Source organism: Microcystis flos-aquae FACHB-1344 (assembly GCF_014698375.1).
GTDB classification, from domain to species: domain Bacteria; phylum Cyanobacteriota; class Cyanobacteriia; order Cyanobacteriales; family Microcystaceae; genus Microcystis; species Microcystis aeruginosa.
Genome location: NZ_JACJSW010000058.1, coordinates 23,798 through 38,678, shown reverse-complemented (window position 1 = coordinate 38,678; position 14,881 = coordinate 23,798). Strand labels below are relative to the sequence as shown.

The 14,881-nt window shown below is 42.3% G+C and carries 18 protein-coding genes; 10 read left to right on the top strand and 8 right to left on the bottom strand.

All coding sequences use genetic code 11. The features are described 5' to 3' along the window. The coding region (locus H6G48_RS04355) for an RNA-guided endonuclease InsQ/TnpB family protein (RefSeq protein WP_190719447.1) at positions 1-341 on the bottom strand (341 nt) is incomplete at its 3' end. A gap of 129 nt (positions 342-470) precedes the next feature. Between H6G48_RS04355 and H6G48_RS04350 the strand changes: the two genes are divergently transcribed. Then, positions 471-1,676: an acetate kinase gene (locus H6G48_RS04350; RefSeq protein WP_190719444.1), complete on the top strand. Its 1,206-nt coding sequence runs from the start codon at positions 471-473 to the stop codon at positions 1,674-1,676. Between the two features lie 3 nt (positions 1,677-1,679). On the opposite strand, the gene H6G48_RS04345 is transcribed toward H6G48_RS04350, so the two are convergent. The 4 genes from H6G48_RS04345 to H6G48_RS04330 form a co-directional block, all read right to left on the bottom strand. Continuing rightward, a complete protein-coding gene (locus tag H6G48_RS04345) occupies positions 1,680-2,231 on the bottom strand; it encodes an anti-sigma factor family protein (protein WP_147072862.1) in 552 nt (183 codons plus the stop codon). 113 nt (positions 2,232-2,344) lie between these two features. Next, the gene (locus tag H6G48_RS04340) at positions 2,345-3,001 is read right to left on the bottom strand and encodes a sigma-70 family RNA polymerase sigma factor (RefSeq protein ID WP_147072864.1); all 657 of its coding nucleotides are present in this window, start codon (positions 2,999-3,001) and stop codon (positions 2,345-2,347) included. Positions 3,002-3,236: 235 nt separating this feature from the next. Beyond that, positions 3,237-3,827: a PAP/fibrillin family protein gene (locus H6G48_RS04335; protein ID WP_147069961.1), complete on the bottom strand. Its 591-nt coding sequence runs from the start codon at positions 3,825-3,827 to the stop codon at positions 3,237-3,239. Between the two features lie 348 nt (positions 3,828-4,175). Next, positions 4,176-4,532 carry a globin family protein gene (locus H6G48_RS04330; RefSeq protein WP_190719441.1) on the bottom strand — a complete coding sequence of 119 codons (357 nt, stop codon included), beginning with the start codon at positions 4,530-4,532 and terminating at the stop codon, positions 4,176-4,178. A gap of 149 nt (positions 4,533-4,681) precedes the next feature. On the opposite strand from H6G48_RS04330, the gene rseP reads away from it, so the two are divergent. From rseP to H6G48_RS04315, 3 genes are all read left to right on the top strand, one after another. After that, positions 4,682-5,773: an RIP metalloprotease RseP gene (gene rseP / locus H6G48_RS04325; protein ID WP_190719438.1), complete on the top strand. Its 1,092-nt coding sequence runs from the start codon at positions 4,682-4,684 to the stop codon at positions 5,771-5,773. Then, on the top strand, positions 5,773-6,429 hold the full coding sequence (gene nth / locus H6G48_RS04320; RefSeq protein WP_190719435.1) for an endonuclease III: 657 nt from the start codon (positions 5,773-5,775) through the stop codon (positions 6,427-6,429). Before rseP ends, nth begins: the two co-directional genes overlap by 1 nt. A 225-nt stretch (positions 6,430-6,654) precedes the next feature. Then, positions 6,655-7,263 (top strand): rhomboid family intramembrane serine protease, encoded by a 609-nt coding sequence (locus H6G48_RS04315; RefSeq protein WP_002795707.1) that lies wholly within the window; start codon positions 6,655-6,657, stop codon positions 7,261-7,263. Here H6G48_RS04315 and H6G48_RS04310 read toward each other — a convergent pair. Further along, positions 7,260-7,586, bottom strand: coding sequence for an antibiotic biosynthesis monooxygenase family protein (locus H6G48_RS04310; RefSeq protein WP_002759792.1), 327 nt, complete (start codon positions 7,584-7,586; stop codon positions 7,260-7,262). The genes H6G48_RS04315 and H6G48_RS04310 overlap by 4 nt on opposite strands. 160 nt (positions 7,587-7,746) lie before the next feature. Here H6G48_RS04310 and H6G48_RS04305 point away from each other — a divergent pair, with 160 nt between their 5' ends. After that, positions 7,747-8,289 carry an NADPH-dependent FMN reductase gene (locus tag H6G48_RS04305; RefSeq protein ID WP_190719432.1) on the top strand — a complete coding sequence of 181 codons (543 nt, stop codon included), beginning with the start codon at positions 7,747-7,749 and terminating at the stop codon, positions 8,287-8,289. Here H6G48_RS04305 and folB read toward each other — a convergent pair. Continuing rightward, the gene (gene folB, locus H6G48_RS04300; protein ID WP_190719429.1) at positions 8,276-8,632 is read right to left on the bottom strand and encodes a dihydroneopterin aldolase; all 357 of its coding nucleotides are present in this window, start codon (positions 8,630-8,632) and stop codon (positions 8,276-8,278) included. The genes H6G48_RS04305 and folB overlap by 14 nt on opposite strands. 131 nt (positions 8,633-8,763) lie before the next feature. After that, positions 8,764-9,747, bottom strand: coding sequence for a glycosyltransferase family 2 protein (locus tag H6G48_RS04295; RefSeq protein ID WP_190719426.1), 984 nt, complete (start codon positions 9,745-9,747; stop codon positions 8,764-8,766). A 398-nt stretch (positions 9,748-10,145) separates the two neighbouring features. Between H6G48_RS04295 and H6G48_RS04290 the strand changes: the two genes are divergently transcribed. The 5 genes from H6G48_RS04290 to H6G48_RS04270 are packed head-to-tail and all read left to right on the top strand — an operon-like array spanning position 10,146 to position 14,855. Then, on the top strand, positions 10,146-11,066 hold the full coding sequence (locus H6G48_RS04290) for a glycosyltransferase family 2 protein (protein ID WP_190719424.1): 921 nt from the start codon (positions 10,146-10,148) through the stop codon (positions 11,064-11,066). 14 nt (positions 11,067-11,080) lie between these two features. Then, positions 11,081-12,040 (top strand): GDP-mannose 4,6-dehydratase, encoded by a 960-nt coding sequence (locus H6G48_RS04285; RefSeq protein ID WP_190719422.1) that lies wholly within the window; start codon positions 11,081-11,083, stop codon positions 12,038-12,040. 2 nt (positions 12,041-12,042) lie between these two features. After that, positions 12,043-13,260, top strand: coding sequence for a glycosyltransferase family 4 protein (locus tag H6G48_RS04280; protein WP_190719420.1), 1,218 nt, complete (start codon positions 12,043-12,045; stop codon positions 13,258-13,260). A gap of 29 nt (positions 13,261-13,289) precedes the next feature. Continuing rightward, entirely contained in the window at positions 13,290-14,273 is a 984-nt protein-coding gene (locus H6G48_RS04275; protein ID WP_199328728.1) for a glycosyltransferase family 2 protein, read from the top strand. 27 nt (positions 14,274-14,300) lie between these two features. Next, entirely contained in the window at positions 14,301-14,855 is a 555-nt protein-coding gene (locus H6G48_RS04270) for a phycobiliprotein lyase (protein ID WP_190719417.1), read from the top strand. The last annotated feature ends 26 nt before the right edge of the window (positions 14,856-14,881 follow it).

Below are 14,881 nucleotides of genomic sequence, written 5' to 3'. Positions count from 1 at the left end.
TTGGTAAATTCGGCACTTCCTCCCTGATGTTTTTTCTTAAAGTTAGGATACTTAGTACGACCAGCAAGGAAATTAGTAAAAGCTGTTTGTAGGTGTCTTAACCCTTGTTGTAAGGGTACACAGCTAACTTCGTTTAAAAACTCTAATTCTTCTTGTTTTTTCCAATCAGTTAGCATTGAAGAAGTTTCAGTATATCCTACTCTTTCTTGTCTTTCGTACCAAGCTTGTGTTCGTTCGTGGAGAGCTTTATTGTAAACTAATCTTACACAGCCCAATGTGCGCCGCAATAGCGACTCTTGTTCGGGTGTGGGGTAAAATCGAAACGAATAGGCTTTTTCCATGTCCTTTCACACTAGCATATATTTCGTAAATGTGCTAATATTTAACAGTAAAGCCGTCGTTCTACGACGGGGTTTCAGACCCAAAATTTTCGATGATCAGCACAAGCCACCTCCTAATTGAGCTTTTTTATGAAAATTCTGGTCTTAAATGCGGGATCGAGCAGTCAAAAAAGTTGTTTGTACGATTTAGAGTTTCTCCCCGGCCATCCTCCGCAACCAATTTGGCAAGCGGGGATCGATTGGACGGTTAACCCTGATTACGCGGTTTTAACGGTAAAAGCTCAGGGAATTAAACAGGAAATTAATCTTTCTAGTCAGGATCGTCCGGCGGGAATTGCTCGGATGTTAGATACCTTAGTCACTGGCGAAACTAAGGTAGTAGCCAACCTCGCCGACATTAGTATAGTCGGTCATCGAGTTGTCCATGGTGGCACGGAATATTCCCAGGCTACCATCATCACTCCCCAAGTCAAAGAAACGATTAAAAAGCTGATTCCCCTGGCTCCTAGTCATAATCCCGCTCATTTAGAAGGAATTGAGGCGATCAAGCAAGTTTTGGGCGATGTTCCTCAAGTAGCAGTGTTTGACACCGCTTTTCATCGTTCTATCCCTCCTGAGTCTTCTCTTTATCCCATTCCCTACCAATGGAGTGAACTGGGAATCCGTCGCTATGGTTTCCATGGCACCAGTCATCAGTACTGCTCGCAACGGGCGGCCGAATTGTTGGGAAAACCCCTAGAATCGTTGAAAATGGTGGTCTGTCATCTGGGCAATGGTGCTTCCCTATCGGCAGTCAAGGGGGGTAAAAGTATCGATACTACTATGGGATTTACTCCCCTAGAGGGATTGATGATGGGAACCCGCAGCGGTTCGATCGATCCAGCGATTCTGATTTATCTAGAGCGAGAATATCAATATAATCCCGATAGTTTAAATAGTTTACTCAATAAAGAATCGGGTTTAAAGGGAATTTCGGGTATTTCTGGGGATATGCGGGCAATTACGACGGCGATGGCCGAAGGCAACGAGAGGGCAAAATTAGCATTTGAGATGTATATTCATCGTCTGAAAGGTTTAATCGGATCGATGATCGCTTCTCTAGAGGGGTTGGATGTGTTGGTATTTACGGCAGGAATCGGCGAAAATTCAGCTTTAGTACGGGAAAAAGCCAGTCAAGGCTGGCCTTTTTTGGGTTTAGAGTTAGATTTAGCTAAAAATGCCGCTCGTCCCCGGGATGAGGATATCGCCAGCGAGACATCTAAAGTACGCGTGATGGTAATTGCTACGGCGGAAGATTGGGCGATCGCACGAGAATGCTGGCATTTATCTCAATAGACCTTACCTTTGGCCATTCTCTTTTGGCTGTTCCGTTGCGGGAATCTCCATAATCGGATGGTTAAGAGCAATCATCAAATGGTCTCCCTCTTGGCTAATACTGCTCGGACTGCTCGCCATTTGGGAGAGGGGATCATTGCGTCCCGAGACGAAGTAGGAGCCAACAGCGATCGCCATAGCGGTGAAAATTGCGCCACCATAAACATAATATTGCCGACGACGCTGACCATCGACTTTTCTGAACACCTGTTCTGCTAATCGGTCGCTGGCCATAGTAGCCGGTACGGGAATTTGCTTTAAATTAGTTTGTAATCCCAAGAGCTGCTGATAGAGTTTTTTAGCGGCAGCATCATGGTCTAACCAATGCTGAACTAGCTTCCGTTCCTCTACCGTTACTTCGTTATCAATATAGGCGCTAATTAAATCGAAACGATGAGCTTCTTCGTTATCCTCATCTAAGAATAAAATATCCTCGGTTGCGGAGTTGCAATCGCTGTCATCGTGACGTAACAAAGACTTGATCCATTGAACGTCTTCGGGTTGATAATTATTCATGGTTGACCTCGACCAGAAGCGATCGGTATGCAATCACTTTTCACCAGCACGGAGCTAGTTAAATTTAACGACTCCTCACTTCGGCCGTTAGTGCCGAATCACCACAATTTTCTTTAGCCTTCCGTAAAATAGGGCTGTAAAACAGATTGTAATTTAGCGCGAGCGCGAGCAATGCGAGATTTAACAGTTCCTAAAGAAACTCCCGTCATCTCGGCAATTTCTTCGTAGGCCATGCCTTCAATTTCTCGCAGAATAATAGTTGTCCGAAAAGCTTCTGGTAAATCAGCGATCGCCGACTGTAATTGATCGTAGAATTCGTGGGTGGTGAGATGTTCATCGGGACTGGGGTAATCGGACTCGATATCCCAATCGATTTCGCCATCTTCCACGCGCCGGGGAGCATCGAGGGAAATGGGGTGATTAACCCGCTTGCGTTTCCGCAATTCGTCGTAAAAAAGATTAGTGGCAATGCGACTTAACCAACCGCGGAACTTGAGGGGTTCATGGAGACGGTTAATATTGCGATAGACGCGAATCCAGACCTCTTGAGCCAAATCAGCGCGATCTTGCCAATCGGGAGCCAAATGATAGAGTAATTTATCAATATGAGCTTGATAGCGCCGCAGCAGTTCCGCAAAAGCTGCTCGATCAGGCTGGCACCCTTCCTGACAGCGTGCAATTAGATCGTAGTTGGAGAGTTTGTCAGGGGACACGGGGTTTTGAGACTTTTTGGCCTCAAGTGACCAAGATGCTGGAATCGATTGACTCATGGGATTTCCTCTAAGGATATAAACTCCTCACTCAGAGCTTGAGGACGGGAGAATTCAGTAAAGGTTCCCGAAAATAAATAATTTTTTTCCCATATTTTGATTCTAACCGATCGGGGCATTCATCTGGGGGAGCAAGTGGGGAGGTGGGGTAGTGGGGTAGTGGGGTAGTGGGGTAGTGGGGAGAATACATAAAAGCTGTCTCGGAGTCTCGGAGTCTCCTGAATAGCTCTGTAAGTTAGGTTTTTTCCTTAGCGAGAATAAAGACGCTGCCCTCGCTGCCGCGGCCGATGCGGAGATCTTCATCGAGATAGGTGATATCGAGCCAACCTGTTTGTTGGCGATTATTGAAAGAAAAATCGAGGGGAGGAAATTTTTTGCCACTCTCGATCGCTTCGATAAATTCTTGGGGAGAATGATAATTGAGAAGACGTTGCAGACCGAAAATCGAGCGCTCAAATTTGACCATTACCCGACGCTCGGATGTGGGTTCAAAGGTAGCGGAGACGATTACTGCCCCTTCTAGCCAAGGTACGCCGATAATTTCGGCGATATTGTAGAGTTTGGCCTTGTTCAGGTCGAGATATTGATAAATTTGCCCTAATTGCAAAAAAGGTAGGCGATCTATTCCCAGAATGTTGCGGCTGCTGGTGAATAGCAAACGCCAATTGCCCCCTAATAGTTGTTTAACTTCGAGGGGATGGGGATGGGGATTGTGATCCTCCAATTGTTCGATCGCCGCTAAAATCCGCACGCGGTCGCTTTCTGTCGCCAGGAGTCCGCGATTTCTACCAGCGATCAATTCCAGTAATTTCGCTTTGGCATCCATAGAATAGACCTCTTGTAAAAATCAAAAATTGTTGTTAGGGTTGGGAGTCAGTAGCCAGGAGAATTAAGAATGAATAATAATCAATTAAATGGTCTATTTACAGATTTTATGGAATTTAATCGTTATTTGTGCCGTTTTTGAACCCTCAAAAATTAATTATGCAAGAGGTTTGATCTCCCTTATTTTATCAACTACCTCAACCCGCTGGGCGATCACTCAAGGTTTTGGCTGGCCCTCAGAGGCTCACCTGCGCCGATGATTTGAGAGTTTCAACGGGGTTTTAACCTCGGTGAGCGGCATTTTCAACTGTTGACTTGATTATTTTAACACAGATTAAATGCCGCAGTTTTAAAACTTTTTCATAACCGTAATTAAGTGATCAAAATAGGTAGTAATTGCGTTTTTCTCTGAGTCGCTAAAATACTCTAAGCTGTATTGTTTTAAGGCTTCTAAGGCCGAAATCATCGCCCGAGCGTTATCAACGATAAAAGTAGCATTATCCCGCAGTTTTCGAGCTTGTTGACTATAAACAAGTAAATCAGGCTCTAAATTGACGATAGTATCTAAATCGCTATCGCTGAGATAGCGAGTTTGATCATCCGCTTGTTGCCAAATAGCGATCGCTGATTGCTGATAGGGCCAATTAGCGAAACTGATGATTCTCGCTTTTGGGATTAATTGCTGGGCGCGCTCACTCAAAGGCATCGATCGCTCTCCGTTGGGTCAGATTAGGCAGTTAAGATCACTTCTATCATAAATGATCGAAAAATTAGCGATAACTCCAGATTTTTTGAAATCTATCCAAGAGGATCGCTTACAATAAACAAAAGCTAAGTCATTATAATTTGATCATCATGTCAGTTTTAATAGCGATCGGTGTACTTGCCCTATTAATTGTCGTTCACGAATTGGGTCATTTTGCCGCTGCTCGTTGGCAATCTATCCATGTTAATCGCTTTTCCATCGGTTTTGGTCCAGCTTTAGCTAAATATCAAGGTAAAGAAACGGAATACGCCCTCCGCGCCATTCCTTTAGGGGGTTACGTTGGTTTTCCCGATGACGATCCCGATAGTCAAATTGCCAATAACGATCCTGATTTATTACGCAATCGTCCTGTTTTCGATCGAGCTATCGTCATTAGTGCGGGAGTAATTGCTAATTTAATTTTTGCCTATTTTTTGCTTGTTACCCAAGTCGCTACGGTGGGTTTTCCCCAAATTAACTATCAAGAAGGGGTAATTATTCCTGAAGTTTTCACTGCTGAAAATTCCGTCGCTAAACAAGCGGGAATGCAAGCGGGGGATATTGTTCTCGCTATCAATGATCAGCCCCTTGGTGCTTCTCAAAATGCCATTATTGACTTCCGTGACATTATTCAATCTTCCCCCGATCAACCCCTAAAATTAACCATCAAACGCCCGACAGAAACGATCGATTTAATCGTTACTCCTGAATTGGGAAGTGATGGTCAGGGTAAAATTGGGGTGAGATTGGCTCCTAACGGTGAAGAAACTCGCCTGAAAGCCGATAATTTTGGGCAAGCTTTTAGCTTAGGTGCGGGTGAATTTCAGCGATTAACCCTATTAACCGTTCAAGGTTTTGGGCAGTTAGTTAGTAACTTCAAAGAGAGTGTTCAACAGGTAGCAGGACCGGTTAAAATTGTCGAATATGGAGCGGCAATCGCTCGTAATGATGCGGGTAATCTTTTTCAATTTGCCGCCCTAATTAGTATTAACTTAGCGGTAATTAATATGCTGCCTTTACCTGCTCTTGATGGCGGTCAATTAGTATTTTTATTAATCGAGGCTTTGTTAGGTAAACCTCTCCCAACTAAACTGCAAGATAACATCATGCAAACAGGTCTAGTTTTACTCTTAGGATTAGGAGTTTTCTTAATCGTGCGCGACACGGCTAACCTAGCAGTTTTTCAGGATTTATTCCAGTGATGGACTCTCGAAAAAAAACTGAACCTCAACTGCGCGCCCTAGAAATTTTAAGCAACTTAAAGCGATTATATCCAGAGGCAACCTGTAGCTTAAATTATCAAACTCCCGTGCAGTTATTGGTGGCAGTGATTCTCTCGGCACAATGCACTGATGAGCGGGTAAATAAGGTGACTCCTGCTTTATTCGCTCGTTTTCCCGATGCTAAATCCTTAGCTTTTGCCGAGCGAGAGGAGTTAGAAACGCTCATTCGTTCCACGGGATTCTATCGCAATAAAGCTAAAAATATTCAGGGTGCTTGTCAAAAAATCCTCAAGGATTTTCAGGGGGAAGTACCCAAGACAATGGCGGAATTATTAACTTTACCCGGGGTAGCTAGAAAAACGGCTAATGTGGTACTCGCTCACGCTTACGGGATTATTGAGGGGGTGACAGTAGATACCCACGTTAAGCGCTTAAGTAATCGTTTGGGTTTAACTACTAATAACAATCCAGTGAAAATTGAACGGGATTTAATGGCTTTACTACCTCAACCGGATTGGGAAACTTTTTCTATTAGTATTATTTACCACGGCCGGGCAGTTTGTAAAGCAAGAAATCCCGCTTGTTTTTCCTGTCAATTAGCCACTCTTTGTCCCGCAGTAAACAGTAAACAGTAAACAGTAAACTGATAACTCACACCTGATAAGTAGGGAGGCACAATTATTTGTAGGATGGGTTAGCGGTAGCGTAACCCATGCAGGCGTTGGGTTTCATGCTTCAACCCAACCTACGTTCATCTTATATTTAATTCCACCCACCTACTTAACTGGTAACTGAATCACTGGTAACTGAATCACTGATAACTGATAACTGATAACTGATAACTGATGTGGGGGGCTATAATGGGAAAAAATAGCTCATCCATCAATCTTATGAGTCAAGGATCTCGGCAAGAAATAAAAACCCAAGCAATAATCCTCGCTACCTTTGTGGCGATTTTTTGGCTGTTAGAGATTTTAGATCAATTTGTTTTTCGGGGCAGTTTAGACATTTTCGGGATTATTCCGCATCAAGTCATCGGATTGCGGGGTATTCTTTTCGCACCTTTCCTACACGGTGACTTTCCCCATCTTATCGCTAATACGGTTCCTTTCCTGATTCTCGGTTGGTTGGTGATGTTACAGGAAACCAGTGACTTTTTTATTGTGACTGGGTTGACTATGCTGGTGGGGGGGTTAGGAGTCTGGTTATTTGCTACTCCCGGATCCATCCATATCGGGGCAAGTATCTTGATTTTTGGCTATTTAGGTTTTTTATTACTGCGGGGCTATTTCCAAAGAAATATTCCTTCTATACTCTTGTCAATTTTAGTCTTTTTACTCTACGGTGGCACAATTTGGGGCGTTTTGCCTTCCCGTCCGGGGATTTCTTGGCAAGGACATTTATTTGGTTTCCTAGGCGGGGTTTTAGCCGCCAAATTAATCGCCACCGAAAAGAAACATTATCCTTAAATGGGGGAACCTTCTATCTCGCTACATACTTCATAAAAATCGGTGACAGGCGGTTTCGCAAACAGAGGAGCCATGGATTTCAGCAATAATTCGTGGGCTTCGCTTTTATTTGCCTCCATATCATCGATTTTATCCCAGATGATCACGGCAATTCCTTCGTCGGTTCCGGGTTTTTGCAGCAGAAAAGCCCCCTGGAATCCCGTGGAATAGGTGGAAACGGCCTTTTCGTAGAGTTTTTGGGCTTCGGAAAAACACCCCGGTTTGAATTCACCAATAGCCACATAGGCGTATTTATGTTTGAGAAAATCGAGAAATTCTGGCATGGCAATGAGGGGAAATGGAATAAATCTTTCTTTCTACTCCCATTAAAACTTAGATCGATCGCCCCCTCCGCCCCATCGACATATTTTTTTAACTAAGCTTCCCCAATTGTCTCTTTTTTTGTTAGCTTATATGTAGTCGTTATGAGTTTGTATAAGTTCTATGATCAAAATTGTTGGTATTAATGGCAGTTTACGCCCAGGATCCTATAGTGCGATGGCGTTAGAAGTTGCTATCAGTCGAGTACAGGCGTTAGGAGTAGAAACAGAGATAATTGACCTGAGAAAACTCTCTTTACCCTTCTGTAACGGGGGAGATGACTATTCTGACTATCCCGATGTGGCCAAAATGCAGCAAACGGTTAAATCGGCAGCGGGATTAATTTTGGCGACACCGGAGTATCATGGCAGTGTCAGTGGTGTGATGAAGAATGCCCTAGATTTAATGAGTTTTGAGGAGTTATCGGGAAAGGTTGCTGGATTAATCAGTGTTTTAGGCGGCCAATCCAATAGTAACGCCCTAAATGACTTAAGAATCATTCTCCGTTGGGTTCACGCTTGGGTAATTCCGGAACAAATTGGTTTAGGACAAGCGTGGAAAGTCTTCAACGAAGAAGGAGAAATCCTTGACGAGAAGCTTTCCCAACGTTTTGACGCTTTTGCGCGAAGTTTAGTCGATCATACCCGTAAACTCAACGAGATCTAGTAATATCGATGGTGATTTTACCGGTGAAATGGGGAATTGGGGCGGCAGGTTTCGATAATTGTACTCTTACCTGTCGCACTCGATCGAGTTGTAGGATATCCTCAGCGATAACCGTGGCCAATTTTTCCACTAGGGCAAATTTGCTGGTTTCAATCTGGTGTTTGACAATTTCGATCGCCTGTCGATAATCTAGGGTATCTTCAATCGCGTCACTTTTGCCAGCAATGCTGATATCAAGTTCTAGGGATAAATCTACCTCAAACCATTGACCTAAAACCTGTTCTTCGGCCAGATATCCTGTGTAACCGTAGGCACGAATTCCTGTAACGTGAATAGTATCCATAGATAGTTAAATTTAAAAACTGGTGGCTTTTGCCACAAAGATGAAGTGTAACCTAATTTGGTATCGACGACCGACTTGCCAAAATGAAAACTTCCTACCCGACCATTAGGATAACTGCTATAAATTATAGTTTAGACGGCTCTTACCTGTTCGGCGTAATCTTTGGAGCGTAGTTGACGGAAACCTTGAAAAGCCAGTTGTCTCAAATTTAGAGGTAAATAGGAAAGCAGTAAACCCAGTCTAGCTCGTCGGGATTTTCCTAACAATTGCGAGGCTTTTTCTATTAAAACTCGCCCAGCTTCGGTTTCTCCCTTTTCAATTAATTTTATTCCCAAAGATTCCTGTAAAAAAGCCGCTTTTTTTACTCTTTCTTCTTCTAATTTTAGATCATTAAAGTGATAACTTTCTGTACAAAACAGTTTTGCTTGCAAAAAGTGAACCGCTTGTTTTAAGCTAGTTTGACCGCCATGGAAACGATATTCCATTAATAATTCTGGCAGAAAATAAGCTTGTTTTCCCGCTAAAGCTAAACGCACTAATAAATCAAAATCTTCACAACCATCCGCTGGAGAGCGCATATAATCCACATCGGCTAAAGATTGATAACGAAAAAGAGTCGAACCCACCTGTAAACTTTGATAGTAAAAAGTTTGTCTCTCTAAATCAGTAATAATCCCTTGTTGTAATCTGTCTTTGCCCCATTTTGCTGAATTTTCCTGGGTTGCCGAGGCAACTTTTTGTCCAAATTTATCAATAATCCAGTGATCGGTACAGACAAAATCAACCTTTTTTTCTTGATCTAAAATAGGGACAGTTTTCGCTAAAAATTCAGGAGTTAGTCCATCATCATCATCGAATTTAATAAAATATTCTCCCCGAGCAGCCGTAAAACCCGATCGCATATTTAAACTTCTACCAAGATTTTGGGGATGACGCAGATAAATTATTCTCGAATCCCGAAATGCTGCCACCACTTCTGGGGTATGATCAGAAGAACCATCATCACAAACAATTAACTCAAAATCTTCATAAGTCTGCCGCAAGACACTATTAATCGAATAGCTGAGATAATCGGCGCGGTTATAGGTGGGAATACAAACAGTTACTTTCGGCATAATATTTTCAGTAATCAGTAATCAGTAATCAGTAATCAGCTTCTGAAGGCAAGAGGCAACAGGCAAAAGGCAAAAGACAGTATCTGGCAATTCTCCTACCTAAAAAGAAGGTTATAAACTAAGTACATCAAAGCTTTTAGCTTAACAAATTAGGTTTTAGATTGGTCGAGTGGAGAGTGTTATAGCAGTTATCTTCATGGTGAGATAGGAAGTTTTCCTTTTGGGGAGTCGGTCGTCAATACCAAATTAGGTTATACTTCATCTTTACGAGAAACGCTATAAGTAAAAAGCAATCTCGGAGTCTCGGAGTCTCGGAGTCTCCAGGTTAAAAAAGTATTTTTACATTTTTGCAAAGGAATGTTAAGTTTTAGGGTATTGAATGAGTAACCTTGATAGCCATGGCTCCTAAAATAGCAGGGATTATCTGTACCCACAACCGCGATCACTACCTAGAAGGAGCGATCGATAGTCTTTTAGGGCAAACCTGCCCAGATTGTGAGATTTTAGTGGTTGATAACGCATCTACCGATAAAACCCGTCAAGTAGCCCAGTCGCGTCTGGGAGATGGGCGGCTAAAATACGTTTACGAACCTATTTTAGGGCTATCTACCGCCAGAAATCGCGGGGCGAAGGAAACTAGAGCGCCGATTTTAGCTTATTTGGATGACGATGCGATCGCTAGTCCTCAATGGTTGCAAATTCTGTTAAATGCCTACGAAAATAACCAAAAACTGGCAGTAGCTGGGGGAAAAGTCACCTTAATTTGGCCGCAAGGCTACAGTCAACCCAATTGGTTATCCGATGAGTTAGCAGGGGGTTTAGGGGCTTTCGATTTGGGCGACAATGTGGTATATATCAGCCAAGCGGATTTAACTCCGCGAGGGGTTAATTACTCAATCCGGCGAGATTTCTGGGAGAAGATTGGCGGTTTTGACCCTAATTTGGGAAGAATTGGTAAAAAACTTCTTTCTAACGAGGAATTATACACTACAGAACTAGCACTCGCCCAGGGATGGCAAGTAGGCTATTTTCCCGCAGCATTGGTGGAACACAATGTTGCCCCGGAAAGAATCAATCGTCAATGGTTTATGCGTCGTAGTTGGTGGCAAGGCATCAGCGAACACTACCGGGAAGAAGTGGCAGGAAGGACGGGATTGGCTCAATTTAGGCGAGGAGGTGAGCGTTTGGTGAGAGGATTGGTTAAATATGTCAAATTTATCAATGATCCCGCTAAAAGCTTTGATAATCTTCTCTATGCCTACGGACAAATCGGTTATTTAAGCGAGGCCGCCAAGGCGATGTTAAACCCGCAAAAGTAAATTATTGTAAATAAATGAGTAAAAAAGCGTTAATTTGTGGTATATCGGGGCAGGATGGAGCCTACCTAGCCGAATTACTGTTAAAAGCCGGCTATACAGTTTGTGGCACCTCCCGGGATGCCCAAATGTCCTCTTTTAGTAACCTGAAACGTTTGGGAATCAAGGAACAGGTAAAACTAGAATCAATGGCACTGAATGACTTTCGCAGTGTCCTACAGATGTTAATTAAAATTCAGCCCGATGAGGTCTATAATTTGGCTGGACAAAGTTCTGTGGGTTTATCCTTCGAGCAGCCAGTGGAAACCTTAGAAAGTATTGCCACGGGAACCTTAAATCTCTTAGAAGCAATTCGATTTACCAGAGCAAAAATTAAATTATATAATGCCGGATCGAGTGAATGTTTCGGGGATATCGGCGATAATTCTGCCGACGAAAATACCCCTTTTCGTCCTCGCAGTCCCTACGCTGTGGCCAAATCGGCGGCTTTTTGGGAAGTGGCTAATTATCGAGAAGCCTACGGAATTTTTGCCTGTTCAGGCATACTTTTCAATCATGAATCTCCCCTGCGTCCCGAGCGCTTTGTTACCCAAAAAATTATTGCTGCCGTGGCTAGAATTGCCCAAGGAAGTCCCGAGACTTTACACTTAGGAAATATGGATATTCAAAGGGATTGGGGTTGGGCGCCGGAGTACGTTGAAGCGATGTATTTAATGCTGCAACAGGAGCAACCCGATGATTACGTCATTGCCACGGGAGAAAGTTCAAAACTGGAGGATTTTGTGGCCACAGCTTTTGCTACTGTGGGCTTAAATTGGCAAGATCATGTAATTTCCGATCGAAGTTTATTAAGACCAACAGATTTAGCCATTAGTCGCGGCAATCCCAACAAAGCTAAGGAAAAATTAGGTTGGCAAGCACAATACAAAATGACTGATATTGTCCGCATGATGGTAGAAAATCGTTTAGAGAAATAGCCATGAATATCTTAATGATTAGTTCCACCTTTCCCTATCCACCCAGCAAAGGAGGAACTCAGGGCAGAACTTTTAATTTACTCAAGTATCTCAGCAAAAATCATGATATTACTCTCATCGTTCAGCGTACTGCTGATGTCAGCGATGAGGAGGTAGAAAAGTTAGGTAACTTTGTTAGTGAATTGGTAGTTTTTCCCCGTCCTCAAGATGCCAAAACTGGAATAATTGCTAAACTGCAAAGATTAGCTCAATTCCTGAAAACGGGAACCCCTCCCAATGTACTTTTTGGCTATTCTCAAGAGATGCAGAACTGGATAGATAGGGCAGTTAAGAGTCAAAAATTCTCAGTCATTACCAGTGAACATAGCGTTAATGAAATTTATATTCGTTCCGAATGGCAAAGGCAAATTAGGACAGTAATTGATGTGCATAGTTCCCTCTATCAAACCTGCAAAAGTCAATTAGAAATTGGGGTTTCTAGTCAAAAATTACGGGATCGTCTCTACCTTCCTCTCCTGCGTCGCTACGAACAAAAAACTGTGCAGAAATTCTCAAAAATTGTCGTCACCACCGATGATGATCAAAAACAAATGCGAGAATTCGCTCCTAAGAAAGAGATTTATTTAATTCCTAATGCAGTCGATTTAGATTTATTTCCTTATCGTCCCGAGGAGCCTGCTGGACATAATTTAGTTTTTATCGGTGGGTTAGATTATTGGGTTAATATCGATGCGGCCTGTTTTTTAGCTAGGGAAATTTTACCTCGTCTTCAAATTACTTACCCCGATACTACTTTAACTCTAGTCGGTGCTAATCCATCCCTAGAAGTGCAAGAATTAACTAAGTTAAAAGGAGTGATTGTGACGGGACGAGTACCATCAATGACCACCTATCTTCATCAGGCAACTGTGGCAGTTATTCCCCTAAGAACGGGTTTTGGAATGAAGTTTAAAACCCTAGAATCTATGGCTGCGGGAGTGCCGGTGGTAGCCAGTGATCGAGGTTTAGAAGGGTTAACAGTGGCAGGAAATAATGTTCCTTTAGCAGCCTTAAGGGCTAATAGTATTGATGAATATTGTACGGCGATTAGTAGTCTTTTTGAATCGGCAGAGTTACGAGAAAAATTATCTAGAAATGCTCGCAGGTTAATCGAAGATAATTATACTTGGCAGCAAGCAGCAGGTAAGTACGAACAAGTTTTAACTGCTGATATTTGTTAGGAAATTTCTCTATTTTTTTGTCAATTAATATGCTATCAAATCAAATACCGGTGAAAATATCTGTTGTTGTTCCTCTGTATAACGAAGAAGAAAATATCGATGCTCTCTTTGGGCGACTTTTAGCGGTTTTAGAGACACTAAATACCAGTTATGAGGTCGTTTGCGTCAATGATGGTAGTCGTGACAATACTCTCAAAAATCTCCTGGAATATCATCAACGTTACCGACAAATTAAAGTGGTTAATTTATCCCGGAATTTTGGTAAAGATATTGCCATGTCAGCAGGAATTGATTACAGTCAAGGAATGGCAGTCATTCCTATTGATGCTGATTTACAAGATCCCCCCGAATTAATTGCCGAAATGATCGAAAAATGGCAGCAGGGTTATGATGTGGTTTATGCGTCCCGTCGGGTTAGAATTGGCGAAAGTTGGTTGAAACGTTTCACCGCAGAAGGTTTCTATCAAGTCATTAATAAATTAAGTCGGGTTCCTATTCCCCCTAATACGGGAGATTTTCGCTTGATTGATCGCCGAGTGGTAGAATCAATTAAAAAGATGCCCGAACGTCAAAGATTTATGAAAGGAATATTTGCTTGGGTGGGATATAAACAGACATCAATTTTATTCGATCGAGAACCCCGGTATCAAGGACAAACTAAATGGAATTACTGGAAATTATGGAATTTTGCCATCGATGGTATTACCTCTTTTAGTTTTTTACCTCTGAAAGTCTGGACCTATGTAGGATTTATCATTGCACTTGTTAGTCTTGTTTATGCTAGTTTTTTAATGCTCAGGACTATTATTTTAGGAATCGATGTACCTGGGTACGCTTCTCTGATGGTTGCTATCTTATTTTTAGGAGGAATTCAATTACTGACTCTTGGTATTATTGGCGAATATATTGGCAGGGTTTATGAGGAAGTAAAGGGCCGACCACTTTATCTGGTTCGAGATTGTTATGGTTTTGAAAATCGGGAACAAGTTACTGATAAAATAACTCAAAATTAAAATACTGACAAGAGGAGAATGAAGTCTATGAATACCGAAGTTTTTCAGCAATTTTTTGCCTATTGTGTCGGTAGTTGGCAAACGGAAAGAACCTATCATTATCTAGCCGATCAAGAAGTGGAACGTTCCCGTACTGAATTCCTCATTCAACCCCTCACCAGGGAGATTAAACAGAAAGTTCTGACAGATAATAACTATCCTGATATTGCGGATTTAGAAAGTATCCCCGGGTTTAATTTAGGTTTCTATACCATCTCGGAAAAAGGGGAAGAAGTGCGACAAAATCTTAATCTTTTATTTGTGGTTAAAGTAGAAAATAACGGTTATTTAGAAGGGGATTATCTTCGTGATCGCGCCTACGAAGAAGCAAGACCAATTATCTCCGCTTTTCGCTTTGATTCCACCACCAGAGAGTTATTAATGACCACCAATTATACTCGCAGTGTTTCCGTGGATTCAATTACTTTAATCAATCCAGACCTGCGAATTCGCAAAATTATTAACTATCAACGTCCCCAGGAGGGGGAACCCTTGGAAAAAGTTCTCTTGGTCGGTTTTGGAGTTGAGTGTAAAGTCAGTTAAAAAAATATTTCTTTCCCCCCCCTTGA